Here is a 25,041-nt window from a genome sequence, read left to right as displayed (position 1 = left end):
CCTATGGTTTACGCTTCGCCGCAAGGACTGCAAATGTTTGGTGAACGCTGGGATCGTATTGTGGCTGAGCGCGGCGCGCAGGCGGCTTTGTATCTTGCTGACGGACGTGCCACCACGTTTCGCGAGCTGGATGCCGAGGCGCGTGCCTTGAAGCCGACCGGTGATTACGTCTTGGTTCAGGGCGAGGTGCCACAAATTTTGCGCCTGCTGCTGGCGGGGTTTTTGTATGGTGTCCCGGTGCAGCTGGTGGAAAAAGACCGCTCCCGCCGCATTCCCGCCAGCCCGCCGCCTGCGGGTACGGCCCTGATCAAGCAGGCCGTGGGTGGCTCGGGGGTGCGCCGCTGCCAGTTTTTCACGTTTGATCAAATCGCCGCGGATGTGGACCGGCTGCATGCGGCGCTGGATCTCGGCTCACGCGGCACGGGGGTGGCGGCGATTTCCTGTGCGCATTCCTTTGGTCTGACGACGACGGTGCTGCAAACGCTGCTCAACGGGGTGCCCACCTGCTATGCGCCGCAGCCGTTTGCGCAGCCCTTGACGGAGGCGATGAAGCACCACCGGCGGGTGTTTCTGCCAGGAGTTCCAGCTTTGTGGAAGGCCTGGCTCAGGGGCGATGTCTGCTTTGACAACATCAGTCTGGCGATCTCCGCCGGATCTCCGCTCACGCTCGATCTGGAGCGCATGGCGCTGGAGCAGCATGGACTGAAGATTCACAATCTCTATGGGACGAGCGAGTGCGGTGCGGTGTCTTGGGATGAGACGCTCGATTTGCGTGAGGATGGTCGTGATATCGGAGCCCCCCTGCCGGGTGTGCAGACGCAGACCGATGCCGGGGGGCGTCTGGTGGTGACCAGCAGCTCCGTGGGGCTGGGGTATGATGACCAGCTGCCGCAGGAGAACTATGGGGCCGGGGTTTTCACCACCAGCGATCTGGTGGAGCGGGAGGGAGACCGCCTGCGCTTTGAGCGATGCACGGGTGCAGGCATCAATGTGGCGGGCCGGAAGCTCAGCCCCCTCGAGATTGCTGAAAAAATCATGCGGGCATCGAAGCTGGACCAGGTGACCATTTACGGCGCACAGAGCCGCGATCCCGAGCGCTGTCAGGACATCGTGGCGGAAGTCTGCCTGCCTCAGGCGGAGATTGATCCCGCTTTTAAAATCACGGCCTGTTCATTGCTCGCACCTTGGGAAGTCCCGCGTAAATGGATCGGCAGACCATGAACACCCGTTTACCATCCAGTGCCCTAAGGCGCATCACCCGGCTTTGCGCCAGGCGCCATGAGCGTTTTTATTCGGTGGTAAAGCTGCGTTCTGATCCCGTTTATGCCGCAGTCACCCAAGAACTGCTGGGCTCGCCGCTGCCGGTGCTCGATATTGGCTGCGGCATCGGCCTGCTGGCGTTTTATCTGCGTGAGTCAGGGTTTGCGCCTGCCATCGCCGGATTTGATTACGATGCGGAAAAAATCTCCTGTGCTCATGGCATGGTCTCGCTCAGCGACTGTGAAGGGCTCAGCTTTATGACCGGGGATGCACGCGCCGGACTTCCGGAATGCAGCGGGCATGTGGTGATCTTGGACATCCTGCAGTTTTTCACGCGGCAGGAGCAGGAGGCGCTGCTCAAAGTGGCGGCATCGCGCGTGGCGCAGGGGGGGAAGCTGATCATCCGCACCTGCCTGCAGAACGAGTCCCTGCGCTTCCGCATCACCGTGGCGGGAGACTGGCTGGCCAAGCTGACCTTTTGGATGAAGGACGCACCGGTGTGCTACCCGGACCGTGCGTTATTTGAGTCCGTGCTGGGCGCCGCCGGACTGCAGGTGCGGGTGCAGCCGCTATGGGGCGGCACGCCGTTCAACAACCATCTCGTCGTCGCTGAACGCGACTGAGGCCGGCGGCACGCAGGGAAGGCCGCTCGCAGCCATCATGGAAGCGACGGCCTCGGCCACTTCGACAGCCACGGGGGTTCCTTCATGGATCAGAACGATGGCACCTGCTTTCAAGCGGTGGGCGATGCGGCGGGTGATGGTGGGCACGTCTGTCAGCACGCCGTCAAATCCCCGCGCGTTCCACAGCATCATGCGCAGGCCCAGGGACTGGGCGATCAGTGCGGTGAAAAGGTTGTGATGGCCTGCGGGCGGGCGGAAAAAGCGCGGCGGCTGACCCGGGCAGAGGGCGGCCAGCGTCTCCTGGCAGCCTGCGATCTCGCGCCACAACCTGGCGGGGCGGAGCATCCAAAAGGTGGTGGCAGGATGCGTCTGCGTGTGGTTGCCGATTTCGTGGCCGCGCATGAGGATTTCGCGCACGAGCTGCGGATGTTCTGCGGCACGTTCGCCGACAAGAAAGAACAGCGCCTTGATGCGGTGACGGTCGAGGATGTCGAGAATCGCCGGGGTGTGCTTGGGGTGCGGACCGTCATCGATGGTGAGCAGCACCGGGTTTCCAGCCGGAGGCAGTTGTTTGATCATGCGGCCGAACAAGGCGCAGCGTGGCACCAGGGTGCCGATCATCATGGTGGTCAGGACGGTGCAAAACAGCAGCGCCGCCGCCAGAGGCTGCCCGCGCCCGATCAGCCAGATCACCACCGGTACAGGTCCGAGGGCCAAGGCGAAGCGAAAGTACGCACGCCGCAGGGCGCTGGCACGGACGGCCGCATTCATGCCGGATCGCGGGTGACGAGCGGTTCAAAGACAAACCATTGGTCCCAGTGCTGCAGAAGAAACTTATGCATCACCGGGAGCCAGGCGGCGCTGATCTCGGCGGCCTTGGCCTTGCGCCCGCCTTCGAAGAAAGGTTTGCCAATCTCAATGCGGTAGGCAAGCCGCCCCCTTCGGGTGAGGAAGACCGGGTAACAGGGCACGCCGGTCACCTCTGCGAGCACGAGAGGTCCACGCGGGATTTTAAAGGTCACGCCATCAATGTGGGCCAGTGAGGGGGTCACCTCACCCAGGACACGGTCGCCCTGCACGCAGACGACTTCACCTGCGAGGAGCAGCCGGCACAGCTCCATGCCGAGATGGCCGCCGGGTTCGTTGTAATGAACGTGGAGATTCGGCTCGCGGCCTTCTTCGTCACACAGCTCCTTGCTGCGCAGCTTTTTCAGCGAGTCCGAGGCCTCCGGCATGCGGACGGTATGGACGGGCCGGGTGAATTTGCGTGCGAAGAGGCTGGCACCGATGTCGTAGTTGCCGGAATGCACGGTGAAGATCAGGGCGCCTCCCGGGTGTTTTTCCAGATCCTCGAAGTCGCCTTCGCCAATGATCTCCCAGTCGATCTTGCGCTGGAAATGCAAATACCAAAGGCGGTCAAGATAGGTCAGCGAAAACTGGAGGAAGACCTGAAATCCTGCCAGACAGCTGGAGCCTTTGCCGGGAATGAGGGCGCTGAGATTGGCACGTATGGCCTCCCGCGGCTCCACCGCCAGGATGTAAGCGATCAAGGAGATGGGATAGGCGAACAGCGTGAAGACCGGTGCAGGCACCCAGCGCATGAGAGACAAGATCGCCTGGGTCCAGCATGCATCATGCAGACCCATGCGCGGGGGAGGGGGAGGCGCGGTCGGCTCGTGAGTTGCAGATTCGGCGGATGGCATTATTTAGAGGCGTACCATGGATGGGATGAAACGTTCTGTTTCGACTGTCACACCCGCTCCGACAACTGACTTTTTCAGCACTTGCACGCATGAATTCCTCCAACACCGATTACGACGTGGTCATCATGGGCGGTGCTTTCTCCGGCGCGTCGGCGGGAATGATGCTGAAACGCGAGCATCCGGAGATGAGAATCCTCATCGTAGAGCGCACGGTGCAGTTTGACCGCAAAGTGGGGGAAAGCACTTCCGAAGTGGCGGGCTGCTTCCTCACCCGCGTGCTGCATCAGGGACACCATCTGAGCGCGCATCACTACCAAAAGCACGGTCTGCGCATGTGGTTTTGCAAGACGCCTGAGGATGATGTGGGCTGCCTCACCGAGGTCGGGCCGCGCTATCAGTCACGGCTGCCCACTTTCCAGCTGGACCGTGCCATCCTTGACGAGCATCTGCTGAAGGAGGCCTGTGATTTCGGCTGCGAGCTGCTGCGCCCGGCCACGATCAAAACCATCACGCTTTCGGAAGACGAGGCGCCGCACACGCTGGAAATCATGCCGCAGGAAGGGCAGATGCGCACGGTGACCACGCGCTGGCTGATCGATGCCTCCGGCAAGGCTGCTGTGCTTTCCAGGAAACTCGGGCTGCATCAATCCTTGGAAAGCGAGCACCCGACCTCCTCCATCTGGTGCCGTTTTCGCAATGTGAACGGGCTCGACAGCTTCAAGAGCCGAAAGATGCATCCATCGCTGATGAAGGATGTCAGCCAGCTCCGCACCACGGCTACGAATCATCTCATGGGTCATGGCTGGTGGTGCTGGATCATCCCGTTGTCCGATGGCAGCTTCAGCGCCGGAGTCACGTGGGACCGGCGGTTTTTCACACTGCCGGAGGGGCCTTCGCTGCTGGCGCGCCTGCAGGCGCATTTGATGACGCACCCGATTGGCCGGCTGATGTTTGAAAACGCCGTGCCGGATGCCGATGACACCTTTTACTACAAGAACCTTGCGTACCGCTCCGAGCGCATCGCGGGAAACCGCTGGGTGATGGTGGGTGATGCGGCCGGATTCATGGATCCGCTCTACAGTCATGGGCTCGACTTCTGCGGCCACACGGTGTCTGCGGCGGTGGATCTGGTGCAGAAGAATCTGGCGGGTGAAAACACGCAGGCGATCACCGATTACTTGAACACGGCCTACCCGCGCAGCTACCGCATGTGGTTCAACTCCCTCTACAAGGACAAGTACTCCTACATGGGCGACGCGGAGCTGATCAATGCGACGTTTCTGCTGGACCTCTCCGCGTATTTCCTCGGCCCGGTGCGGGGGGTGTATGACAATCCGGATGATGAATGGATTCACATGCCGTACGAAGGGAAGGCGGGTGCATTTTTTGCCGGCTTCATGGCATTCTACAACCGCCGCTTCGTGCACCTCGGGCAGGAGCGGCGCCGCAAGGGCATCTATGGCCGCGCCAACAACGGGCACGTCTGGATGCCGTTCATGAGCCTGTCGCCAGACCACACCGCCGCGCGGTTGCTGTGGGCTGGGATCAAGGTCTGGATCAAGGCGGAGATCACCACCTGGCTGGCACCCACTGCGGCCAGAGAGCCGGTGATGGTGATGGAGAAGAAGCCGGTGGAGGCGTGACCCTCACTCCGCCACGAAAAACATCCCCGCGAACGTGTTGGGGGTGAACTTGGCGTCTGGTTTGGGATCCACGAGCATGTTGGAGATGTCGCCGTCGAGGTAGAGGGCATCTTCGCAGCCGAGGTGCTGAAAGAAGCGGGTGAATTGGTGAAACGTCACGCGGCCTTTCACGGCGTCTTCGCGATCGCTCATCACGAAGAGGATCTGGCCGTCTTTCCTGCGCACGCCCACGGCATTGCGCAGGCGTTTGTTGGGGGAGTTCACCTGGAAGGCGGGGTGGATCACGCCTTGGCGCAGCATGAGCGGGCCGGACTGCGTGGCGAGGCGCGGTTTGAGTCCGCTTTTGGCAAATTCCGCCGCTTCCATCACGCCTGGGCCGGTCTGGTCGTCGAGGTAGAAGACGCCGTTGGGCTTGAGGAAGAAGTTGCCCTCGCCTGCGTTCAGATTCAGCGGCACCAGCTCTTTGCCGGCGCAGATGGTGAGGCCGCAGGGTTTCGGGCCGCGTTCGTAGATACCAGCGTTGGTGGCGAAGATGATCTGTTTGTTGCGCGCGGCGAGCTGCCGGCGCAGGCCGTTGAAATCTCCCAACGGCTGGCCGTTGTCACCCAGCCAGGCGAGTTGAAGGCGCGACCAGTCGGCCTTGTCCACGCGGTAGAGGTGATAGCGCCCGCCTTCGTAATCCACCGTCTCAGCGCCGTGCAGGTGGGATGTGAGGGTGGCACAGCCGAAAAGGGTGAGGAGCCAGCGGGGAAAGATCATGCGACAGGATGCTGAATTCAGGCCATCGCACAACCATCTTGAACCCGGGGCGTATTGCCCCATGATGCCCCTCACATGTCCAGCAGTCTAGGCACCCTTTTCCACATCAGCACCTGGGGCGAATCCCATGGCATCGGCGTCGGCGTCGTCATTGACGGCTGCCCGCCACGCATCCCCCTCACCGTGGAGGACATCCAGGCGGAACTCGACCGCCGCCGGCCCGGTCAGAGCAAGATCGTCACGCCGCGCAAAGAGGACGACAAGGCGGAGATCCTTTCCGGCGTGCTGGATGGCCTCACGCTAGGCACGCCCATCGGCATTCTGGTGCGCAACACAGATCAGCGCCCCTCGGCCTACACGGAGATGCAGCAGGCCTACCGCCCCAGCCACGCTGATTACACCTACGACGCCAAGTATGGCATCCGCGCCGTGTCCGGCGGCGGACGTTCCAGCGCACGCGAGACAATCGGCCGCGTGGCTGCCGGTGCCATCGCGCGCAAGGTGCTGCAGCATTCGCTCAAGGGTTACGAATGCCTGGCTTACGTGAAGACGGTGCAACACATTGAAGCGAAAGTGCCCGTGGGCGCGGAGCTCACTTCGGCAGTGATCGAATCCAACATCGTCCGCACTTGTGACCCTGTGGCGGCGGAGCAGATGATCGAGCTCATTGAGAAGATCCGCAGCGAAGGCAACAGCGTGGGCGGCATCATTGAGTGCGTCGTGCGCGGCGTGCCGACGGGGCTTGGAGAGCCGGTGTTCGACAAGCTGGAGGCGGATCTCGCGAAGGCGATGATGAGCCTGCCTGCGACCAAGGGATTTGAAATCGGCAGCGGCTTTGGCGGCACGACGATGACGGGCCTGGAGCACAACGACGAATTCTACATGGACGGTGACAAGGTCCGCACTCGCACGAATCGCAGCGGCGGCATTCAGGGCGGCATCAGCAATGGCGAGGAGATCGTCTTCCGCGTGGCCTTCAAGCCTACGGCCACCGTGCTGCGCGAGCAGAAGACCGTGACCAACACTGGCGAGGACACGACCCTCTCCGCACGCGGCCGCCACGATGCCTGCGTGCTGCCACGCGCTGTGCCGATGGTGGAGGCCATGGTGCATCTGGTGCTGGCCGATCATTTCCTGCGCCAGCGCGCGATGAGGGGGTGATGGGATGCGATGGCTTGCCTGGCTCTTCACCGGCACGACGTGCCTGGCTGGCTATGGCGGGCCGTTGCCGGAAATCGCGGTGGGAACCGGCGGGCGGGAACTGGTGATCCAGAGTGTGCCGAGGCTCCCTGAAAAGGGAGATTCTCAGACGTTTCTGGTCGGCACGGTCACGGAGGTGGCTGCGGAGGAAGACCGCCAGCCGCAGCAGACCCGGCTCGCGGAGTCCTGCATGCTGCGAGTGGATTCCGCCTATGGGTATCTGGACCAAATCGCGGGCGTTGAAACGGCGGTGCTTCAGGCCAGCTACGAGCAATCACCTTACGTTCCAATTGATGAAGACTGGGGCAGGTTGTGGCATTTCAAGAAGGGGCAGAGGCTGATTGTGATTCTTCACCGGAGTGAAGGGTCGCCGTGCTTTGATGTGCAGGAGCTGATGGTTCTCGATGAGCGCACGGCTACGCTGCCGGAGATCCTGCGGCGGACTGCGATGTTACCGGAGGAGTTTACGGATGATGATCTGGAGGTGCTCAAGGTGGCTTCGCCCTTGTTGCATCGGCGATTTTTTGCCGAGAGTGCCGGAGCGCGTGCGATGCGTACCGAAGGGGCAAGGCGGATGCGTGATTGGATGATGGCAGCCGCAGGCATTTTCGCGCTGGTCGGGCTGGGGGCCTGGGGCATTCGCAAAAAGAGGAAGTGATCTGGGCAAGGCGGCGTTGGCGGAGCCATCCTGATGCAGGGCAGGCTGTGTGGGTGTGTCTGGCGCGTGATGGTTCCGCGTCATCCAGAGTCCGCGACGCCAAACGAGCTACTCTGGAGTGCAAAGGGCCATGGGCGTTGCCGTACGCTGGTGGATGGGCTGTCGCCACACCCAACCTGCTATGAGGGCTCTGTCAAAGATGTGTTGTTGTTTTCTTTGTCTTTCGTTTTTTTGGGACCTCTGCGGCGAGTGATTCGCCTCGTGTCGGGGGTGGGTTGTTGATGGGATTGGTGACGGCTTCCTCCAGCTAGGGCGCCTGGACTCAAGCGCTTTCCATCCTGCTATCCGCACGTGATCTCTGCGGATCAGTGCATGTTACTTCATTCGTTTGCGGCTGGAGGAACGGGCGGCGGCTCCATCTACGAGCCGGTCAGTTTCCACTGACCAGGTTGGGTGTCGAGCGCGCCGCGCCGTTCCAAAGGGTTGTCTCGGGGGAAAGGGGTGTCTGTGTTGGCGAGGGCTGTGTCTTGGGGCTTGATGTCGCGATGGGTTCACTCGGGTTTGGGGATGAGTCACTTCGCGTGCTCACCAGCACCGCGTCATGCGGCCGTCTTTGCTGCGATGAGTCCAAGGGCCTCCAGCGTGCTGCGTCCGGTGTTGAGCCGCCAGAGGTCCACGGCAAGCTCGCGCGCCAGGGCCACGGCGATCTTTTTCTTGCTGGCCGGAGCTCTGCCGCCATCGCCCTTCAGGCGCTCCACCACTTTGAGCAGCCGCTTCCATCCGGGCTGCAGCCGGATGAACCGCCACACCGATTCCACCAGCGCATGCCGCAGCCGGGGATTGCCATGTTTATTAATGCCGCCCTGCCTGCGTTTGCCGCCGCTGCTGTGCTCGCTGGGACACAGCCCGGTGTAGCTGCTGACCTGCCGCCGGTTGTTGAACCGGGTCCAGTCGAGCACTTCGTTTTCGATGATGCGTTCGGTGAGCGCTCCGAGCCCCTTGGGCCGCGACGTCGCCGCCGTGGCCCGCGCTTCGATCTCTGCTTCGCGCTGCGCGATGAGTTCATCAAGCTTCACGAGCACCTGGACAAGCGGCTCAAGCAGATCTTTGAGATGCTGCGGCAGCCGTTTGCTCAGCGCACTCCACGCGCCCTTGCGCCACCAGCGGCCGCTGACCTCATGCCCCTGGCTCATGCCATGGCTGCGGCCCATCGCGCCGAGGCGGCGCACCTCCCGCACAAAGCCTTCGCGCTGCCGTGTGATCAGCCGCCGCTGCTCCTGCTCCACCTCCGGCACGCGCACAATGGCCAGCGCGTGCTTGTTGCCGGCTTCATACCGGGCGAGGGCTTCGGCAAGTTCGCGCGCATCACGGCTGTCGGTCTTCACCCGCTCACCGTGCCGGTCCCAGTCCTGCGGGCGCACCACATGGCAGGTGATGCCCTGCGCCGCGAGCTGCCGCTGCAGCGTGTAGCCAAAGGGTCCGGCCTCGTAGCAGCACACGATGCGTTTGGCCTGGCTCTTCTGCTTGACCACCCAGGCCACCAGTTCCTGCGGCTTCATGCGCTGGGCGGGCTGCACGGTGGCGGCGTCGGTCTTGCGGCAGACCACGTGCTGGCGCAGATGCACGTCGATGCCGGAATGAATGATCTCGGGCAGCGGCGCAGACTGCGCGGCCGATGTCTCTGGCTTCACAGCGATGCTTGCGCCAGCCGGTTCCTTGCGGCTCAACGTCGTCTTCGCCGCTTTGCCGCTCTTGTTTGTCTTGATGCTTTGGGTAGTTTGCTTGGCCATGTGGGTGGTGTGTTCAGGGTTGCTTAACACTTCCTTCTTATCACCGATCCGCTTCGGTGACTCCGCCCACATGGTATCTACAGCAGAGGCTGCTTGATCCGCTCTCTCTTCAGCCACCGCTCCGCGACAAACGCCAGAAAAGCCCCGATGAACCCACCGCACAAATCAGCCGTCCAGTCCCACGCATCACCGCCGCTGCGACCCGGGGTGTAGGTTTGATGCCACTCGTCAAAGCCGCCGATGGCGCCGCAGAACAGCACCGAGGCGAGAATGGCGACCGTCGTGGCTCTGGCACGCCCCGCGAGGCGCAGGCTGAGCAGGAAGCACATGCCGCCGGCAGAGAAAAAGATCGTGTGTTCCAGCTTGTCCACGCCTTCAAAACTCGCAGGGGATGGCAGATGCGTTTGGGAGGACAGCCAGAACAGCAACCCGAACCACAGCACGACCAAAAAACGCCACAGGGCGGGAGAAGAGAGGAAGCGGGGCAGTGGCATTGTGCGCGGTGTATAGCAGACTTAGCACCCATTTCCATTTCAAGAAGATCACGATCTTGCTCCGCACATGCCTTCGATGGCGCCTCCATCCCTGCCCCACCTCCCACTCTTTGCGAGAGCGACCCATCCTTCCGCCTCCTGCAAAGCGATAGACAACCCCGGGGCTGCGCGTTAAACCTCGCCCGACCACTACAACCATCCTTCATGAAACTGCACCTCGCTCTCGCCGCCTTGTTCGCCGCCCTTTCCTTCGCCAGCGCGGAAGAAAAAGAAATCTTCAACGGCAAGGACCTCACCGGCTGGGAAGGCAACAAGGACCTCTGGAGCGTGCAGGACGGCACCATCACCGGCAAGACGCCGGCAGCTCCTGCGGATCCGGCAAAGCCCGACGCTCCGGTCAAGAGCATCCTCAAGCACAACACCTTCCTGGTCTGGAAAGGCGGCACCGTGAGCGATTTCGAGCTGACGTTTCAATACCGCATCGAAAAGGGCAATTCCGGCGTGCAGTACCGCAGCAAGGAGCTCAATGCCGGAGAAAACGGCCCCATCATCAGCGGCTACCAGGCTGACTTCGAGGCCGGCAAGACCTACAGCGGCATCCTCTACGAAGAGCGCGGCCGTGGCATCCTGGCCAAGCGCGGTGAAAAGACCGTGATCAAGCCCGCCGCCGACGGTAGCAAGAAGGCCGTGGTGGAAGTGACCGGCAGCGTGGGAGACAGCGCCGCCATCCAGGCCAGCATCAAGTCCGAAGACTGGAACGAGTACCGCATCGTGGCCAAGGGCAACCATGTGCAGCATTTCATCAACGGTCAGCAGACCATCGACGTGACGGATGAAGACACCGCCAACGCGCCAAAGGAAGGCCTCCTGGCCCTGCAGATCCACGCCGGCCCGCCGATGGTCGTGCAGTTCAAGAACTTCAAGCTCGTCGAAACGAAGTAGTCGTGCTTTGTTAGCCCCATCATGACCCGCCTGCTTTTCTCCGCGCTTCTCCTGCTCACCAGCGGCCTTGTCACCAAGGCCGCTGCAGACACCGAATACCTCGTCGTCAGCGGAGGGCCTGCGTCACGCGGGTTTGAGGATTTGCGCCGGCCCGGAGAGCAGCACGACCGCTGGTGGGGCAACTTCATCCGCACCGCCCGCGTGCGCATGCAGGAGATCCACAAGACCGTCCCTGCCAACACGCGCATCACCTGGCTGGTGTACCGGGACGCCTACGTGCGCCGCGCCGCCGCCGAGCACCAGCCGCTGACGCAGAACGTGGAATCCGTGACCAAGGCCTACCCCTACATCCATCTCGTATGGTTCCGCAGCACGCAGGAATTGATCAACTACATCAACAACGGCCAGTCCGGCCGCGGTAATCTCAAGATCTCCGGCTTCGAGTACTTCGGCCACTCGAACAAGTACAGCTTCATGTTTGACTACAGCTCGGACGTGTACGCCACCTCCACCGCGTGGCTGCATGAGAACGATCTGCGCAAGATCAGCCGCTGGGCCTTCAGCGGCAAAGCCTACTGCCAGAGCTGGGGCTGCCACACCGCCGAGAGCTTCAGCAAAGCCTGGAGACGCGCCACCGGCACCACCATGATCGGCGCCCAGGGCAAGACCGACTACTCCGACATGCACCTCCGCGACTGGCACGTAGGCCTCTCCAGCGGCGCACGCTGGGTGCGGTAACCACGAAGGACATCAATCCATCATGGTCCAAGCGTGTGCTTCAACGCATCAGGGATGGTAGGGAGGCGTTGTGCGCGTCCGTAGAATCCTTCGTCCCAGCGTGGGCTGCCACCTCATCGCTCCCCCCTTTTCAAACGCCTCCGCCTTGTGCTGTCGGAGGGTTTCAGGATGGCGCATCTTTTTGATCACCTGCGAAGCGACAGACCCGAAATCACGGACCCGCGCAGCGGTTCCCTACCCGCTCTGCGGCACACGCTGTTCTGGATGGCAGGGATGCGCTGTGCGCGTCCCTAGAAGACTTCGTCCCAGCTTGGGCTGCTGTCTCATCGCATGCGCCCTTTGAAAAGCTCCCGCCCGCCGTTGGCGCTGATGATTTGCACGACTTGTAGCGTTCGCACGCTCAACTCCGAAGCCTTATCAAACTCACCCCTACTACTACACACCCCACACAAACGTCACCGGCTTGTCGATGTCCGGGTGCACGCTGTGGTGCACGGGGCAGCCGAGGGCGGTGGCTTCGAGGAGCTTGCGGTCGGGGTGGTCTTCCGGCAGCGGGATCTGGATGGTGATGGGCAGGCGCACGATGCGGCGCGGGCTGTCCTCGCTCATGTGCTTTTCCACGCTGACCTTCATGCCGACGATGTCGTAGCCCTTCTGCTGGGCCTTGATGCCGATGACGGTGGCCATGCACGTGGCCAGCGCCGTGGCCACGAGGTCGGTGGGGCTGAAGGACTCGCCTTTGCCGTGGTTGTCCACCGGCGCATCGGTGATGAACTGGTTTTGCGATGGGCCATGCGTGGCCCGGCAGCGCAGGCCGCCTTCGTAATCGACGCTGATGGAGACGGCCATGGCGGGGGACGGTGAAAAATTACTGCGCGGTGAGGACGCCGTTCATGATGGCGACGTGTCCTGGGAAGGTGCAGAAGTAGGGGTAGTCACCGGCGGCAGGCACGGTGAACTCGATGGTCTCGCTGCTGCCGGGCTGAAGCAGCTTGGTGTGGGCGAGGATGTCCGGGGAGTCCGGGATGTAGCCTTTGTCCACCAGCGTCATGGCGCCCATGGCGATGCCCATCATCTTGTCCTTGGTGCCGAGCTTGCCGATCACGATGTTGTGCGGCTGAGGCAGGGTGGGGTGGGTGTTGGTGAAGGTCAGCTTGATCTTCTGGCCGGCCTTGGCGCTGATGGTCTTGGTGTCATAGGCCAGCGGGTTGGAGGGGTCCGGCTTGATGGTGATTTCAAGCACAGGCAGGTCAGCGGCGGCAGCAGCAGCAGCAGGAGCCGGAGCGGCGGCGGTACCAGCAGCAGGGGCAGGAGCAGCGCCGGGGGCGGCTGGAGCAGCGGCAGCCGGAGCAGCAGTCGCGGCTTTCGCTTTCGGACGCAGAGAGCCCAGGCCGTCAAAAATAAAGGCCAGCACCCACAGCAAAACAGCCCCGCCGAGAACTGATCCGATGATCAGATTGATAACAGACCAGATGGAGGAGGATTTTTCCGAAGTAGAGGAGGGCGCGGACATGGGCTAGTGGGTGGGGATTGAGCCCCCATCAGAGCACAGCAGCGCCTGAAAGCAACCGCCGTGTGCCTTACGGCTTCGCGCCCGCCGTCACCTCCGCCATCGCCCGACCGATCTGGGGTGAAATCAGGTCCAGCAGGTCATTGTGATGCCCGCCGGGAACGGCGTAAAAAGTCACCGCCTGCGGGTGGGCCGCCGCCAGCTCCGCCCCCATGCGCACGGGGATCACCTCATCCTCCGCGCCGTGAAAAATCACGAACCGCGCCCCGGCACCGGAGGCCACGTGGCGCAACGATGCGCGGTTGTTGAAGCGGTGCTGGTTCAGGTAGCACAGCGGCCAGCCGAGCACGATGCGGCCCATGTCCGTCATCGTGGTGAAGGGGGACATCAGCACCCCGCGCCGGATGTCCAGATCATCCGCCGCCATCAGGGCCGCCGCAGAGCCTAGGGAATGGCCCAGTACCGCCAGACGGGGCTGCAGTTCGGCCTGGGTGGTGTGCAGGTGCCTGGCCAGCGCCTCCACCGCCGCCTTGCCGCTCTCCCGGATTCGCGCCGGGCTCGGGGTGCCCTCGCACTCGCCATAGCTGGGATAATCGACCAGCAAATACGCAAAGCGGTCATCCCACGCGTTCGTGTCATAGAGCCAGTCGAGCGCCAGCGAGCCATTCCCGGCAAAGCACAGCCAGAGCGTCTGCGGCAGGCCGCTGGCAGGTCTGATCGGTGGGATGTAAAAAGCCGTCTGATGCCCCTGAGACGTCTCAAAGTGCACGCGCTCTCCTTTGTTGGCTTGCAGCATGCTCTCATACTCCGCCCGGTAAGGATTCGGGTGGTAGATCAGGCTGGACTGGCAGCTGAGCAGAAAGATCACCGGTGTGAGGATGAGTATGGCGACGAGGCGCAGCAGGCGTTTCCAGAGAGGCATGGGGATTCAGTCCGGGGAATAGGTTTTAGACTTCACCTTCCCGTTCTCGAAAACCAAAAAAATACCCTCGCAATTCGGTTCCGCTGAATGTTCCGGATGCATGAAAAACGTCAGGCTTTTCTCTTCATCAATGATGATCTGCGGCTTTTGGCGGGGGCCGCCTTCCGGGTAAAACTGCGTCTGCAGGGCCATGACCTCCTCCCGTGTCATGCCCAGCCGGATGCCTTCGTAGAAGCCTTTGTAGCTGCGGTAGCGGGCGTCCATCCACTCCGGATGCATGGCATACACCACCAGCCCGGCCGGGGCCAGCGTCATCAGGGCGATAAGCACCAGCAGCACCTTCAGCCCCCAGCTGCGCACCCGGAACACGGTGATCAGCATGATCACCGTGGCCACGGCACCGAGCACAGCCAGAATAACGATGGGATGGGTGGAGGAACTCATGCGCCTGGCATGCTGAGTGATGCAGCAGGGAAAGGCGATCAAAAAAATAGTCCCTCCCCTTCCCGCTTCAGCCCGATTTCAGTACCACCGAAACAAGATCGCATGGCGATGTACTCGTGAGCCATGCAACCTGCCGATTCCGCCACCACGTTTGAAGCCGCCGTCACCGACGCCGGGATGACGGTGCAGGGCCTAAATGCAGCCACCGCGCTGGCGCAGATGGAGGCCTTTTACCGCGATGTGCGGGCGGAGAACTGCATTCTGGATGAAGAGGGCGACACCCTGCACTGCCAGTGGGGTGTGAACGGGCAGGGCACTGAAAAAACCTTCCAGCTCGAGTTTTCCCGCCATTTCATCGAACCTGGAGACGAAGATGAGGACGGCATGAGCGAGCTCTCGCTGACCCTGACCTACGCTGCTGACCCAGACCTGATGGGTCTGGAGCCCGGCACCTGCCAGTGCAGCCTGCCCTCAGAGCTGCCGGAGTTTGAAAAATCCATCCGCGCCAGCCCGCCTTTCCAGACCCTGGCCACGCTCAAACCGCAGCAGACGGCGCTGGCATGGTGGTTGACGTGACACCTGCGGCAGGCCCCATCTGCTGCTGATAGCCCCGCCCGGATGCGGGGCGGGATTCGTATCCATAATGGGACGCGCACCAACCACCTCCCCTCAAGCCATGAAAACCATTCTCGCACTCATTGATTTTTCCGATGTCAGCCCTCAAGTCCTCGAGCAAGCCGAAGAGCACGCGAGAGCGTTCGGAGGGAATGTGGTTCTCGTCCACGTCGTGCCGCCGGAACCGCTGGTGGTGGATTTTGAGCCGCCCGCTGTCCCGCCGGACGTGTTCAAATCACGCCAGCAGCAGTTGTTCCTCATGCGCGACACCTTGATCGATCACGGGGTGCAGGCCACGGCGCAGGTGTTTGGCGGCCTGCTGCTGGAAACCGTGCTGGACCAGATCGCAAGCATCGCCCCCGACATCATCCTCATGGGCTCCCATGGCCATGGCGCGCTGTACCATCTGTTCGCCGGCAGCGTCACCACCGGCGTCATCCAGCATGCCAGCCGCCCCGTGCTGGTCATCCCGAGCGTGCCCGCCCCGGAGACCCATCTGGTGAAAATGGCCGCCAAGAAAGCCCAGCTCGCGCGGGTGGGCCCGCTGGGCGGAGTTCCTGCGCCGATTTGATGCAGGACTAAAAGGAGGATTGTTTGCTATCATCCCCCGCCGCCGCCCACCATGCCTGCATCCGGCGTGGTCATTCTGGCAGGATCCAGCGCCTCGTTCAGCTCCGCCTCTGTGATGCCCAGCTCTGCAAGCTGTTGCAGGCAGAGCTCGCGCACCGGTGTCCCCGTTTTGGCGCTCTGCTTCGCGATTTCAGCGGCCTTGTCATAGCCGATCTTGGAATTCAAACCGGTCACCATCGCGAGGCTGTGCTCGATGAAATTCGTGCAGCGCTCCCCGTTCGCCACGATGCCGTTCACACAGCGCGTGGCGAAGAGCGCCGTGGCATTTGTCAGCAACTCGATGCTTTCCAGCAGCGCGGCGGCGAGTGAGGGCATCATCACGTTCAGCTCCAGGTTCCCGTTGGCGGCGCACCAGGTGACGGTGGTGTCGTTGCCCATGACCCGGGCGCACACCTGCATGAGGCTCTCGCACATCACGGGGTTCACCTTGCCGGGCATGATGGAACTCCCAGGCTGAGTGGCAGGAAGCATGATCTCGCCGATGGCACACTGCGGGCCGGAGCTGAGCCAGCGCAGGTCATTGGCGATCTTGAAGAGGCTGGTGGCCACGGTCTTGAGCTGACCGCTGACTTCCACGAGGGCGTCCTTCGCCGACTGCGCCTCAAAGTGATCCTGCGCCTCCTTGAAAGGCAGGCCGGTTTTTTCAGCGAGCAGCGGTATGGCGCGGGCGGGCATCTCCGGGTGGCTGTTCAGTCCCGTGCCCACGGCCGTACCGCCCAGGGGCAGCTCCATGAGGGCGTTCAGCGCCTTGTGCACGCGGCTCACCGCCAGCTCCGCCTGCCGTGCGTAACCCCTGAACTCCTGCCCTAGGCGAACTGGCGTGGCATCCATCAAATGCGTGCGGCCGATTTTGAGCACCTCCCAGAACTCCTCCGCCTTCGCCGCCAGCGAATGCTGCAGCGTTTCCAGCGCCAGAAGAAGCCTCCGGTTCAACTCCTGCGCCACGGCGATGTGCACCGCCGTGGGAAAGGTGTCGTTGCTGGACTGCCCCATGTTCACATGGTCATTCGGATGCACGGGGTCCTTCGCTCCGAGGGGCCTGCCGACGATCTGGCAGGCGCGGTTTGCGACCACCTCGTTCACATTCATGTTCGTGCTCGTGCCGGAGCCGGTCTGATAGATGTCGATGACGAAATGCGCATCGTGCCTGCCCTCCGCCACCTCCAAGGCCGCCTGCTCAATGAGCGCCGCATTGTCCTGCGGCAGCAGTCCCAGTTCCTCATGCACACGCGCCACCGCCCATTTGATAAGCCCATAGGCGTGAATGACCGGCAGCGGCACACAGCGCCCGCTGACGGGGAAATTGAGCACCGCCCGCTGCGTGCTCGCGCCATAGAGCGCCTCCGCCGGCACGGCCATCGCCCCCATGCTGTCTGTCTCGGTGCGCGTGTTCATGGCAGAGGATACGCACGTCATGAGCGGAGGGGAAATGGCATTCACCCACCTTCCTCACCTCACCGGCGTCCAGCGCAGGCGGTAGAAATAACTTCCGGCGGTCTGGGTGGGCTGGAACGTGTGGGTGAAGGACGGGGTGGTGTCCGCAGTGCGGAAGGTCTGCTCAGGGGTCCAGGGATTGACCAGATTGGGGGAGCTTTCGAGGGTGTAACTGACGCGGGGATCCAGGCTGGAGACGTCCAAGAACACCTGTCCGCCGCTGACCCTGGGCACCACGGCAGGCCCACTGCCAAGCTGGGCATCCCAGGCCAGTCCGTATGAGGGGCTGCTCGAATTCACGGTGACGACGAGGACGTACTGGCCGGGCGGGAGATTGTAGCAAAAGAGGTGCTCCACATTGTCCACGCTGCTGGTGGAGGAATAAAGCGCGGTGGATCCGGGCGTGAAGTTGGTGGAGGCGTAGAGCTTCAGATTGAGGTCTGACAGAGTGCTGGTGTACGAGCCGGGAAAACCAACAACCGTGCGGTGCCAGGTGACAGCTGCGGAGAACGTGGTGGCGTAGCGCCCGACGGGGATGCTGAAGAAATAACGCCGGCCCGAAGAGTTGGTGGTGCTGGTGGAAAAATCCCAACCGCGTGAGGGAGATTCCGCACTGGTCGAAAACGCATGCTGGCCCGCCTGCTGGATGTAGTAGGCGTTGCGGATGTTCAGCTCGCCAGCGCCGAAGACAGCGTCATACGGTGTGGCATCGGACTGGCGCACCCACTGCGGCAGATTTTGTTTCGATGCTCCCGCCAGCATCTGCGCCTTGATGACCTGGGGCTTTTCCGCGTTGGTGTTGCCCAAGGCCACGGCGGACTGCAGCAGCGCCGCTCCTGCGCCTGCGATGGCCGGTGCAGCATAGCTGGTCTCCCCGACATTGACCACGAGATCGGGCTTCATGCGTCCGGAGCCATCCGTGTTGGTGCCGCCCAGGCTGTGGACGCCGGAGCGGAGGCCGGCGGTGAGGGCATGGTAATTGTTCCCCAGCAATGGTGGCAGCGCCCCGGTGTTATTGTCCAATGGCACGGTGACGATGCGGCCATCTCGATTGATGAGAAAGTCCAGACTCCGCAGCAACTGCGGGTCCGTGGTGGCGTCCGTGGTGCCTTTCCAACTGTGATTCTGCACCCGCCCCGGCAGGACTTCCGGGCCGGAGCCGGTGTAGATCCGGTTGATTAAGTCGAGCGCAGTGTAGTTGTGGATTTCCGTGGCTCCCTGAGCGATGCCGGTGCCATTGGCATAATAAAAGGAGGCCACAGACTGCGCATGGCTCAGCACCACCCCTGCACCGGACTCGGCGAAAAACGTTTTGCCGGTGTATGGACCGGCACCGGCAAACGAGCCGGGGCCGCCGTCCTGCGGCAGGTAGTTGGGCGGCGAGGTCTGATCATTGGCTTCGGACTGCATCAACACGATGCCTGTGCCAGTCGGCACAGCAGCCCCCAGCTCGGCGGCCAGCTGGGTGTAGCCGATGTCATCCCGCCAGTCCGCACGCACTCCCACCTGCGCCGCCAGCAGCAACACAGCAACCACGCAGAGGCGTGAGAATGGGGAAGTTTGGAGAACTGAGGGAATGATCACGCGGTGTTTTAAAGACAGCACTGACGCGCTGGCGTTTATCTAAAAGCAAAAAAGACCGCCAGTTGCACACCGGCGGTCTTTTGATTGAAACAACTTTGCTACTTTCAGAGCTGGGCGAGTTACTTCACCTCGGCCAGCACGCGCTTGATGTCAGCGGCCTGCTGGTCGGTGGCGGCCGAGTAGTCCTGCCAGACCACTTTGCCATCCTTGATGAGGAAGCAGCTGCGAGAGGCGAGTGAGAGCAGGCCTTTGAGCATCTTCTTCACCTTGAAGGCTTCGACGATCTTGCCTTCTGGATCGGCGATGAGGTCGTAGGGCAGCGTGAACTTGTCCTTGAACGCCTTCTGCGACTCCGCCTTGTCAAAGCTCACGCCGAGCACCTGCACGCCTTCTTTGGAGAGATCCGCAAAGGCATCCCGCAGGGAGCAGGCCTGCTTGGTGCAGCCGGGAGTGTCAGCCTTCGGGTAGAAGAAGACCACCGTCGGCCCCTTCTTGTACACATCGGCGAAGTTCACCGTGGCACCGTCCTGGTTGATGCCAGAGACCACCGGAGCGGGGTAGCTGACCTTTTCGCCTTCGCCAGCGTTGGCGGTTCCAAAGAGTGCGCTGAGCATGGACATGGTGGTAAGAAGGAAGAGACGCGTTTTCATGAGGGGCTACGGTTGGGATGGGTTATTCGATGCTGACTTTGATGCCGGGGATGGCGGCGCTGAGTTCTTTTACGCCGGGCTTGGTGGCCTTGGACTGCCAGAGATGGACATTCTTGAGGCTTTTGATCTTGGCCAGGTGCTTCAATCCGGCGTCCGTGATCTCGGTGCCGTAGAGATTCAGGGTCTCAAGTTTTTTCAGACCAATGAGCGATTCGAGGCCAGCATCGGTGATTTTCGTCTGGCGCAAATCGAGCGACACCAGGCGCGGCATCTGGCCGATCGTCTTCAAGGCGCCGTCGGTGATGATGGTGCGCCCCAGATCCAGTTGCACGATGTTTTCCTTGAGCGGCAGAATCTCGGCCACCTTGGCATCATCGCACTTCGAGACTCCCGTGAGGAAGTCCACCCGCACCAGCGGGCTGTCCACCTTCACCGGAGAGACCTGGGCACCGGCGGCCTTCGCCTTGGCCAGCACATCGTCAGACAGGGGCTTTACCTCTTTTTCAAGAGCGGCATAAAACAGATCATGCGGACGCGGCTTGTAAGGCTTCGCGGATTCCGTCATCGCTCCAGCGGGCATGCCTTCCACACTGCCCACCCAGCCGCCGAAGTCCGCGCCTTCCTCGATCCACTTCTTGAGCAGGGCGATTTCTTCCTTCGTCATGTCTTCACCCTTGGAGGGCATGTGGCCGTCGTCGTCCTTTGGCAGCGTCACGGACTCATAGATGCCGCTCTTGTCGGGGGCGCCGGGCGTGAGCACCGGGCCGTTTTCACTGCCTTTCAGAATGGCCCAGGAGGCATCCAGCCGCAGACCGGCCTTGGGCTCCTTCTTCTGGCCGTTTTCGACATGCGGAGCCTTGTGGCAATCAACGCATTTCTTAGTAATGACGGGCAGCAGGTCTTTTTCGAAGCTGACCGCTGAATAGGCTGAGGACGCAATCAGGCAAACGCTGATCATGCAGGGGAAACGAAACGTCGGGGTGGACATGAGGAGGGATGAAGGTGATAAGAACGGGATCGCTCGCGAGGCGCGTCAGCTCGCAAGATTTGGACAGGGATAACGCTTGCTTGTTCTCCTTGTTGCAGAGAATTAATGACAACCAACTTAGGACAATGAGCACACCTCCAAACGCCACGGCCCCCTCGTCATCCAAAGTCCAGATTGAAGCAGACACTCTCTTACGCCGCAATACTCTGGCCATCGTCATGGGTGGTGGGGCAGGCACGCGTCTTTTCCCTCTGACTGAAAACCGCGCCAAGCCCGCCGTGCCCCTCGCCGGCAAGTATCGCATCGTCGATATCCCGATCAGCAACTGCATCAATTCCGGGCTGCGCCAGGTGTACGTGCTCACCCAGTACAACAGCGCCTCGCTCAACCGCCATCTCGCCCGCACCTACCGCTTTGATCAGTTCACCCGCGGCTTTGTGGAGGTGCTCGCAGCGCAGCAGACTCCCGATGGTGAGCGCTGGTACCAGGGCACTGCCGACGCCGTGCGGCAGAACCTGCGCTACTTCCTCGAAGGCGACTACGACTACTACCTCATCCTCAGCGGGGACCAGCTCTACCGCATGGACTACCGCATGCTGATGCGCCAGCACGTCGCCACCAATGCGGACATCACCATCGCCACCATCCCGGTGGATGCCGAGGCCGCCACCGGGTTTGGCATCATGCACTCGGATGAAGAAGGGCGAATCTACGAGTTCATCGAGAAACCGAAGGACCCTGAAGTCCTCGAAAAGCTGCGCATCCCGCCTGCCACTTTGAAGACCATGGGCATTGATCCTGCCGAGTCGCGCTTCCAGGCCTCCATGGGCATCTACCTCTTCCACCGTGATGTGCTCATCGAGTGTCTCGACAACACGCTCAACGATTTCGGCAAGCACATCATCCCCACCGCGATCAAGAACAAGCGCGTCTTCAATTTCAACTTCCAGGGCTACTGGGAGGACATCGGCACCATCCGCAATTTCTTCGACGCCAACCTCGACCTCTGCCGCCTGGTGCCGCAGTTCGACTTCTTCGAAAGCTCCGCTCCCATCTTCACCCACGCCCGCTTCCTGCCTGCCACCAAGATCAATGGTGCCACCATTCGTGGTGCGCTGATCGCCGACGGCAGCGTGCTCACGGACGCCCACATTGAAACCGCTGTCATCGGCCTGCGCGCCAAGATCGAGCCCGGCACCACCATCCGTGACTGCATCATCATGGGTGCGGATTACTACGCCGGTGCCGTCGGCACCGATCCGAACCGCCCGCCTCCCGGCATCGGCCGCAACTGCCGCATCGAGCGCGCCATCATCGACAAGAACGTCCACATCGGCGACAACGTGGTCATCACTCCCGAAGGCAAGCCGGACAACATGGACGGCGAAAACTTCTACATTCGCGACGGCATCATCTGCATTCCGAAAGACGCCATCATCCCGTCCGGGACGTGGATCTGAGGCGCCCAAAAAAGTCCTAACACCTTCAGAAGCGGATGCGTTAAAACCGTATCCATGCAGCTTGCCGCCAATGTTTTTCTAGCGCTGGGCCTGTCCCTTGCCGCCGCGTTTTCCCAGTCCCCTGAACTCCGCACCTTCACCAATGCCCAGGGCAAGGCCGTGCAGGCAAAGCTCGTCGGCGTCAATGGTCCCAACGTAACGCTCGAGCTGGCCTCGGGGCAGAAGTACACCTTCGCCATCACGTCTCTCTCCGCCGCCGATCAGCAGTACATCAAATCGGCCGCCCTGCCTGCCGCAGCCGCTCCGGCAGCTGCAGTCCCTGCCAAGTACACCTTCAAGCCCGGCCCCAACGACAAACTCGAGCCCGCTGCGGTCAACGAAGTCGTCGGCCAGCCGTTCTTCGGCGAGGCTCCGCTCTGGACCTCCTCCGCCGAGGAAATCGCCGCCAAACTGAAAATCCCCCAGGAGTCTAAGACCAAGACGGCCAGCAGCTACCGCGCCTACACCAAGGACGACTACCAGCTCTTCGGCGCGCATCCCTACTCCGTGGCCATGTATGCGGAGAATGACAAGGTGACCAGTTTCTCCCTCGTCTTTGCCAACAAGGGCGACCTCTTCAGCGCCAAAGGCGGCGGAGAGATGCACTTCGACAAAGACACCCCGCCTGCCGAAGCGGAGAAAATCGTGAAAACGGCGATGGACAAGGATCTGACCGCGATCGCCGCTGCGCTCACCAAGAAACTCGGGGCACCAAAGGAAGCGCGTTTTGGCGAAGGGCCAAGCGGCATTGGTCGCCTGACCGTGCAGCGCTGGGACTGGCGCGGGCATGCCATCCTCCTGGCCGAGGCCAAGGGTGTGTATGTCGGCGTGCAAATTGTCACCACCGCCTTCGCCGATGCCGGTGGCAAGGTGGAGGACACCACGGACAAGATCATTCGCGCCCAGGTGCTGGCCAATCTGGAAAAGCGTTCGAACGGTGACGTCGTCATCGGGGACATACCCATGGTGGACCAGGGCCCCAAAGGCTACTGCGCGCCCGCCACCGCCGAGCGCGCCATGCGCCATCTCGGGGTGCCTGCGGACATGTACATCCTTGCCAACGCCGGCAATTCCGACTTCGGCGGCGGCACCACCGTCTCCGCACTCCTCGAAGGCATCGCCCCTCAGATCCGCAACAAGCGCCGCTCCTTTGACGCCTGGAAAGGTGAGCTCAAGCTCAAGGAAATCGCCAAATACGTCGACAAAGGCGTGCCGCTGATGTGGTGCCTTTACAGCACCGACAAGTTCAACGAAACCGCCAACCAGCGCACCAAGGAGCGCAAGGAGGTCACCAATTGGACCACCTGGAAGACCAAGGTCACAGCAGAATCAGCCTCCAGCCAGCTTTCGGCGGACACAAAGTTCGGTCATGTCGTCCTCATCGTTGGCTACAACAAGGACACCAACGAAATCGCATTCAGCGACAGCTGGGGAGAAGACTACAAGGAACGCTGGATCACCCTCCCCGAAGCCGAGCGAGTCTCCGCCAAGGAGTTCTACGTCGTGGGATTTTGAGACGGGGGCTGTACTTCTCTGAGCGTATGGCAACAGCGCGCTTGTAGATTTCATGTGGGCGGAGTCACCGATCCGCTTCAGTGACTCCGCCCACATGGTATCTACGAACGGATCTCCGCATCTCAGCTCAGTTGCGGGACAACTAAGCAACCTGCCTTTACTTCAGCGGAAACCACCACATCAACAGCGCGGTGAGGAAGACGTTCGCGAGGGCGAGTTCGAAGAACACTTTCCAGCCGAGGGCCATGAGCTGGTCAAAGCGGAAGCGGGGCAGGGTCCAGCGGATGATGATGAAGAAGACGATGAAGGCGAAGACCTTGGCGAAGAAGGTGCCGATGTGCAGCAGGCCGGTGTAGAGCGGGGTGGTGTCCGGCGTGTAATGCAGCTGCAGCGGGATGATTTTCTCCAGCAGCGGCCAGCAGGGGATGCTCCAGCCGCCGAGGAAGAGCGTCACGGCCATGCCTGAGCCGATGATCATCGCGGCGTATTCACCCATGAAGAAAAGGGCGAATTTCATCGAGCTGTATTCGGTGTGGTAACCGGCCACCAGTTCCGTTTCGCACTCGGCAAGGTCGAAGGGCAGGCGGTTCGTCTCGGCAAACATGGAGACGGTGAAGATGACGAAGGAGATGACGATGGGGATCAGCAGCACCCAGCGTGCGACGCTGAGGCCTTCGCCCCAGAGCGGCAGCAGCAGCCAGCCGTTCGCGTCCTGGAAGGCGGACATCTTGGTGAGGTTCAGTTCGCCGAAGATCATGAGCACCGGGATGATGGAGAGGCCCAGCGAGATTTCATATGAGATCATCTGCGCGCTGGCGCGCACACCACCGAGGAAGGGGTACTTTGAATTGGAGGACCAGCCGGCGAGGACGATGCCATACACGCCGAGGGAGGCGATGGCGAAGGTGAAGAGGGGTCCGATGCTCAGGTCTGCGATCACCATCTTGACCGGTTCGGCGATGCCGAGGAAGGACAGGTTCAATTCACTGCCGAAAGGAAGCACCACGCAGGTGAGCAGCGCAGGCACCACCGTCATGCAGGGGGCCAGCCAGTAGTAAAACTTGCGCACATGGGCGGGCACAAAGTCTTCCTTCAAAATGAACTTCAGTCCGTCTGCCGCCGCCTGGGCCAGCCCGCCGATGCCGAAGGGCTGCCAGTCTTTCTTGAAGCCCAAAAGCGTCAGCGGCACGCCCACGCGGTTTGGACCCACGCGGTCCTGGATCACCGCGGAGATGCGTCGCTCAAAGTAAACCGCGATCGAAACCAGCGGGAGGATGACCAGGAAAGTGAGAAACACGATCTTCCCCACCGAGACGGCGAGCGCAATGAGATCGAAAGTGGCGAGCGTGGGAGTGAACATCGGCAGGGCGATTATCAGGACGCAGCGAAGAGCAGCAACCCGATTTTGTGAAAAATTTCACAAGCGCCTTGTTTCGCCGT

At 61.8% G+C, this 25,041-nt stretch carries 25 protein-coding genes; 11 read left to right on the top strand and 14 right to left on the bottom strand.

Features of this window, described 5'->3' with window-relative positions:
• The first annotated feature begins 3 nt into the window (after window positions 1-3).
• Together AC3RLQ_RS18855 and AC3RLQ_RS18850 are read left to right on the top strand one after the other, a co-directional pair.
• Window positions 4-1,221, top strand: a complete 1,218-nt coding sequence (locus AC3RLQ_RS18855) for an AMP-binding protein (RefSeq protein WP_493030197.1) — start codon at window positions 4-6, stop codon at window positions 1,219-1,221.
• Window positions 1,218-1,883 carry a class I SAM-dependent methyltransferase gene (locus AC3RLQ_RS18850; RefSeq protein WP_493030196.1) on the top strand — a complete coding sequence of 222 codons (666 nt, stop codon included), beginning with the start codon at window positions 1,218-1,220 and terminating at the stop codon, window positions 1,881-1,883. The genes AC3RLQ_RS18855 and AC3RLQ_RS18850 overlap by 4 nt, the downstream gene beginning before the upstream one ends.
• Here the strand turns inward: AC3RLQ_RS18850 and AC3RLQ_RS18845 are convergent.
• Both AC3RLQ_RS18845 and AC3RLQ_RS18840 read right to left on the bottom strand, forming a co-directional pair.
• Window positions 1,830-2,654, bottom strand: coding sequence for a polysaccharide deacetylase family protein (locus tag AC3RLQ_RS18845; protein ID WP_493030195.1), 825 nt, complete (start codon window positions 2,652-2,654; stop codon window positions 1,830-1,832). The two genes, AC3RLQ_RS18850 and AC3RLQ_RS18845, sit on opposite strands and share 54 nt — an antisense overlap.
• Window positions 2,651-3,529, bottom strand: a complete 879-nt coding sequence (locus AC3RLQ_RS18840; protein ID WP_493038743.1) for an LpxL/LpxP family acyltransferase — start codon at window positions 3,527-3,529, stop codon at window positions 2,651-2,653. The genes AC3RLQ_RS18845 and AC3RLQ_RS18840 overlap by 4 nt, the downstream gene beginning before the upstream one ends.
• A 146-nt stretch (window positions 3,530-3,675) precedes the next feature.
• On the opposite strand from AC3RLQ_RS18840, the gene AC3RLQ_RS18835 reads away from it, so the two are divergent.
• A complete protein-coding gene (locus tag AC3RLQ_RS18835) occupies window positions 3,676-5,229 on the top strand; it encodes an NAD(P)/FAD-dependent oxidoreductase (RefSeq protein ID WP_493030194.1) in 1,554 nt (517 codons plus the stop codon).
• A 3-nt stretch (window positions 5,230-5,232) separates the two neighbouring features.
• On the opposite strand, the gene AC3RLQ_RS18830 is transcribed toward AC3RLQ_RS18835, so the two are convergent.
• Complete coding sequence (locus AC3RLQ_RS18830) at window positions 5,233-5,988, bottom strand: phosphodiester glycosidase family protein (protein ID WP_493030193.1); 756 nt, start codon at window positions 5,986-5,988, stop codon at window positions 5,233-5,235.
• 75 nt (window positions 5,989-6,063) lie between these two features.
• On the opposite strand from AC3RLQ_RS18830, the gene aroC reads away from it, so the two are divergent.
• Together aroC and AC3RLQ_RS18820 are read left to right on the top strand one after the other, a co-directional pair.
• On the top strand, window positions 6,064-7,149 hold the full coding sequence (gene aroC, locus AC3RLQ_RS18825; protein WP_493030192.1) for a chorismate synthase: 1,086 nt from the start codon (window positions 6,064-6,066) through the stop codon (window positions 7,147-7,149).
• 4 nt (window positions 7,150-7,153) lie between these two features.
• On the top strand, window positions 7,154-7,846 hold the full coding sequence (locus AC3RLQ_RS18820; RefSeq protein ID WP_493030191.1) for a hypothetical protein: 693 nt from the start codon (window positions 7,154-7,156) through the stop codon (window positions 7,844-7,846).
• 599 nt (window positions 7,847-8,445) lie between these two features.
• On the opposite strand, the gene AC3RLQ_RS18815 is transcribed toward AC3RLQ_RS18820, so the two are convergent.
• Complete coding sequence (locus tag AC3RLQ_RS18815; protein ID WP_493030190.1) at window positions 8,446-9,636, bottom strand: IS110 family RNA-guided transposase; 1,191 nt, start codon at window positions 9,634-9,636, stop codon at window positions 8,446-8,448.
• 77 nt (window positions 9,637-9,713) lie between these two features.
• Entirely contained in the window at window positions 9,714-10,130 is a 417-nt protein-coding gene (locus AC3RLQ_RS18810) for a VanZ family protein (RefSeq protein ID WP_493030189.1), read from the bottom strand.
• A 204-nt stretch (window positions 10,131-10,334) separates the two neighbouring features.
• On the opposite strand from AC3RLQ_RS18810, the gene AC3RLQ_RS18805 reads away from it, so the two are divergent.
• Window positions 10,335-11,072 carry a 3-keto-disaccharide hydrolase gene (locus AC3RLQ_RS18805; RefSeq protein ID WP_493030188.1) on the top strand — a complete coding sequence of 246 codons (738 nt, stop codon included), beginning with the start codon at window positions 10,335-10,337 and terminating at the stop codon, window positions 11,070-11,072.
• A gap of 21 nt (window positions 11,073-11,093) precedes the next feature.
• Window positions 11,094-11,810: a hypothetical protein gene (locus AC3RLQ_RS18800; RefSeq protein WP_493030187.1), complete on the top strand. Its 717-nt coding sequence runs from the start codon at window positions 11,094-11,096 to the stop codon at window positions 11,808-11,810.
• 435 nt (window positions 11,811-12,245) lie between these two features.
• Here the strand turns inward: AC3RLQ_RS18800 and AC3RLQ_RS18795 are convergent, their stop codons facing one another.
• The 4 genes from AC3RLQ_RS18795 to AC3RLQ_RS18780 all read right to left on the bottom strand — a co-directional run bounded on the left by AC3RLQ_RS18795 (window position 12,246) and on the right by AC3RLQ_RS18780 (window position 14,686).
• On the bottom strand, window positions 12,246-12,659 hold the full coding sequence (locus tag AC3RLQ_RS18795) for an OsmC family protein (RefSeq protein WP_493030186.1): 414 nt from the start codon (window positions 12,657-12,659) through the stop codon (window positions 12,246-12,248).
• Window positions 12,660-12,678: 19 nt separating this feature from the next.
• Window positions 12,679-13,323: a plastocyanin/azurin family copper-binding protein gene (locus tag AC3RLQ_RS18790; protein WP_493030185.1), complete on the bottom strand. Its 645-nt coding sequence runs from the start codon at window positions 13,321-13,323 to the stop codon at window positions 12,679-12,681.
• A 67-nt stretch (window positions 13,324-13,390) separates the two neighbouring features.
• Entirely contained in the window at window positions 13,391-14,242 is an 852-nt protein-coding gene (locus AC3RLQ_RS18785; protein WP_493030184.1) for an alpha/beta fold hydrolase, read from the bottom strand.
• A gap of 6 nt (window positions 14,243-14,248) precedes the next feature.
• Window positions 14,249-14,686, bottom strand: coding sequence for a hypothetical protein (locus AC3RLQ_RS18780; RefSeq protein WP_493030183.1), 438 nt, complete (start codon window positions 14,684-14,686; stop codon window positions 14,249-14,251).
• A gap of 123 nt (window positions 14,687-14,809) precedes the next feature.
• On the opposite strand from AC3RLQ_RS18780, the gene AC3RLQ_RS18775 reads away from it, so the two are divergent.
• Window positions 14,810-15,262 (top strand): hypothetical protein, encoded by a 453-nt coding sequence (locus AC3RLQ_RS18775; RefSeq protein ID WP_493030182.1) that lies wholly within the window; start codon window positions 14,810-14,812, stop codon window positions 15,260-15,262.
• 100 nt (window positions 15,263-15,362) lie between these two features.
• Complete coding sequence (locus AC3RLQ_RS18770) at window positions 15,363-15,872, top strand: universal stress protein (RefSeq protein WP_493030181.1); 510 nt, start codon at window positions 15,363-15,365, stop codon at window positions 15,870-15,872.
• 29 nt (window positions 15,873-15,901) lie between these two features.
• Here AC3RLQ_RS18770 and AC3RLQ_RS18765 read toward each other — a convergent pair whose 3' ends face one another.
• From AC3RLQ_RS18765 to AC3RLQ_RS18750, 4 genes are all read right to left on the bottom strand, one after another.
• Window positions 15,902-17,326: a class II fumarate hydratase gene (locus AC3RLQ_RS18765; RefSeq protein ID WP_493030180.1), complete on the bottom strand. Its 1,425-nt coding sequence runs from the start codon at window positions 17,324-17,326 to the stop codon at window positions 15,902-15,904.
• A 54-nt stretch (window positions 17,327-17,380) separates the two neighbouring features.
• Window positions 17,381-18,949 (bottom strand): hypothetical protein, encoded by a 1,569-nt coding sequence (locus AC3RLQ_RS18760; protein ID WP_493030179.1) that lies wholly within the window; start codon window positions 18,947-18,949, stop codon window positions 17,381-17,383.
• A gap of 119 nt (window positions 18,950-19,068) precedes the next feature.
• A complete protein-coding gene (locus AC3RLQ_RS18755) occupies window positions 19,069-19,599 on the bottom strand; it encodes a peroxiredoxin (RefSeq protein ID WP_397381800.1) in 531 nt (176 codons plus the stop codon).
• 22 nt (window positions 19,600-19,621) lie between these two features.
• Complete coding sequence (locus tag AC3RLQ_RS18750; protein WP_493030178.1) at window positions 19,622-20,587, bottom strand: c-type cytochrome domain-containing protein; 966 nt, start codon at window positions 20,585-20,587, stop codon at window positions 19,622-19,624.
• 125 nt (window positions 20,588-20,712) lie between these two features.
• On the opposite strand from AC3RLQ_RS18750, the gene AC3RLQ_RS18745 reads away from it, so the two are divergent.
• Together AC3RLQ_RS18745 and AC3RLQ_RS18740 are read left to right on the top strand one after the other, a co-directional pair.
• The gene (locus AC3RLQ_RS18745) at window positions 20,713-22,047 is read left to right on the top strand and encodes a glucose-1-phosphate adenylyltransferase (protein ID WP_493030177.1); all 1,335 of its coding nucleotides are present in this window, start codon (window positions 20,713-20,715) and stop codon (window positions 22,045-22,047) included.
• A 54-nt stretch (window positions 22,048-22,101) separates the two neighbouring features.
• A complete protein-coding gene (locus AC3RLQ_RS18740) occupies window positions 22,102-23,601 on the top strand; it encodes a C39 family peptidase (protein ID WP_493030176.1) in 1,500 nt (499 codons plus the stop codon).
• A 157-nt stretch (window positions 23,602-23,758) separates the two neighbouring features.
• On the opposite strand, the gene AC3RLQ_RS18735 is transcribed toward AC3RLQ_RS18740, so the two are convergent.
• Window positions 23,759-24,961 carry a complex I subunit 1/NuoH family protein gene (locus AC3RLQ_RS18735; protein ID WP_493030175.1) on the bottom strand — a complete coding sequence of 401 codons (1,203 nt, stop codon included), beginning with the start codon at window positions 24,959-24,961 and terminating at the stop codon, window positions 23,759-23,761.
• Window positions 24,962-25,041 lie beyond the last annotated feature (80 nt).

The sequence above is a fragment of the Prosthecobacter sp. GW821-HT29F12 genome (assembly GCF_058803405.1).
The sequence above is the reverse complement of the archived record's forward strand: the minus strand, read 5'-3'. Positions and strand labels throughout refer to the sequence as shown.

Excerpts from the sequence above, each read along its gene's own strand:
- AC3RLQ_RS18835 (WP_493030194.1), top strand. The coding sequence starts at position 3,676 with ATGAATTCCTCCAACACCGATTACGACGTGGTCATCATGGGCGGTGCT.
- AC3RLQ_RS18740 (WP_493030176.1), top strand. The coding sequence starts at position 22,102 with ATGCAGCTTGCCGCCAATGTTTTTCTAGCGCTGGGCCTGTCCCTTGCC.
- AC3RLQ_RS18785 (WP_493030184.1), bottom strand. The coding sequence starts at position 14,242 with ATGCCTCTCTGGAAACGCCTGCTGCGCCTCGTCGCCATACTCATCCTC.
- AC3RLQ_RS18745 (WP_493030177.1), top strand. The coding sequence starts at position 20,713 with ATGAGCACACCTCCAAACGCCACGGCCCCCTCGTCATCCAAAGTCCAG.
- AC3RLQ_RS18800 (WP_493030187.1), top strand. The coding sequence starts at position 11,094 with ATGACCCGCCTGCTTTTCTCCGCGCTTCTCCTGCTCACCAGCGGCCTT.
- AC3RLQ_RS18790 (WP_493030185.1), bottom strand. The coding sequence starts at position 13,323 with ATGTCCGCGCCCTCCTCTACTTCGGAAAAATCCTCCTCCATCTGGTCT.
- AC3RLQ_RS18770 (WP_493030181.1), top strand. The coding sequence starts at position 15,363 with ATGAAAACCATTCTCGCACTCATTGATTTTTCCGATGTCAGCCCTCAA.
- AC3RLQ_RS18830 (WP_493030193.1), bottom strand. The coding sequence starts at position 5,988 with ATGATCTTTCCCCGCTGGCTCCTCACCCTTTTCGGCTGTGCCACCCTC.
- AC3RLQ_RS18850 (WP_493030196.1), top strand. The coding sequence starts at position 1,218 with ATGAACACCCGTTTACCATCCAGTGCCCTAAGGCGCATCACCCGGCTT.
- AC3RLQ_RS18735 (WP_493030175.1), bottom strand. The coding sequence starts at position 24,961 with ATGTTCACTCCCACGCTCGCCACTTTCGATCTCATTGCGCTCGCCGTC.
- AC3RLQ_RS18855 (WP_493030197.1), top strand. The coding sequence starts at position 4 with ATGGTTTACGCTTCGCCGCAAGGACTGCAAATGTTTGGTGAACGCTGG.
- AC3RLQ_RS18765 (WP_493030180.1), bottom strand. The coding sequence starts at position 17,326 with ATGAACACGCGCACCGAGACAGACAGCATGGGGGCGATGGCCGTGCCG.
- AC3RLQ_RS18805 (WP_493030188.1), top strand. The coding sequence starts at position 10,335 with ATGAAACTGCACCTCGCTCTCGCCGCCTTGTTCGCCGCCCTTTCCTTC.
- AC3RLQ_RS18815 (WP_493030190.1), bottom strand. The coding sequence starts at position 9,636 with ATGGCCAAGCAAACTACCCAAAGCATCAAGACAAACAAGAGCGGCAAA.
- AC3RLQ_RS18795 (WP_493030186.1), bottom strand. The coding sequence starts at position 12,659 with ATGGCCGTCTCCATCAGCGTCGATTACGAAGGCGGCCTGCGCTGCCGG.
- AC3RLQ_RS18755 (WP_397381800.1), bottom strand. The coding sequence starts at position 19,599 with ATGAAAACGCGTCTCTTCCTTCTTACCACCATGTCCATGCTCAGCGCA.
- AC3RLQ_RS18820 (WP_493030191.1), top strand. The coding sequence starts at position 7,154 with ATGCGATGGCTTGCCTGGCTCTTCACCGGCACGACGTGCCTGGCTGGC.
- aroC (WP_493030192.1), top strand. The coding sequence starts at position 6,064 with ATGTCCAGCAGTCTAGGCACCCTTTTCCACATCAGCACCTGGGGCGAA.
- AC3RLQ_RS18845 (WP_493030195.1), bottom strand. The coding sequence starts at position 2,654 with ATGAATGCGGCCGTCCGTGCCAGCGCCCTGCGGCGTGCGTACTTTCGC.
- AC3RLQ_RS18840 (WP_493038743.1), bottom strand. The coding sequence starts at position 3,529 with ATGGGTCTGCATGATGCATGCTGGACCCAGGCGATCTTGTCTCTCATG.
- AC3RLQ_RS18775 (WP_493030182.1), top strand. The coding sequence starts at position 14,810 with ATGCAACCTGCCGATTCCGCCACCACGTTTGAAGCCGCCGTCACCGAC.
- AC3RLQ_RS18780 (WP_493030183.1), bottom strand. The coding sequence starts at position 14,686 with ATGAGTTCCTCCACCCATCCCATCGTTATTCTGGCTGTGCTCGGTGCC.
- AC3RLQ_RS18810 (WP_493030189.1), bottom strand. The coding sequence starts at position 10,130 with ATGCCACTGCCCCGCTTCCTCTCTTCTCCCGCCCTGTGGCGTTTTTTG.
- AC3RLQ_RS18750 (WP_493030178.1), bottom strand. The coding sequence starts at position 20,587 with ATGTCCACCCCGACGTTTCGTTTCCCCTGCATGATCAGCGTTTGCCTG.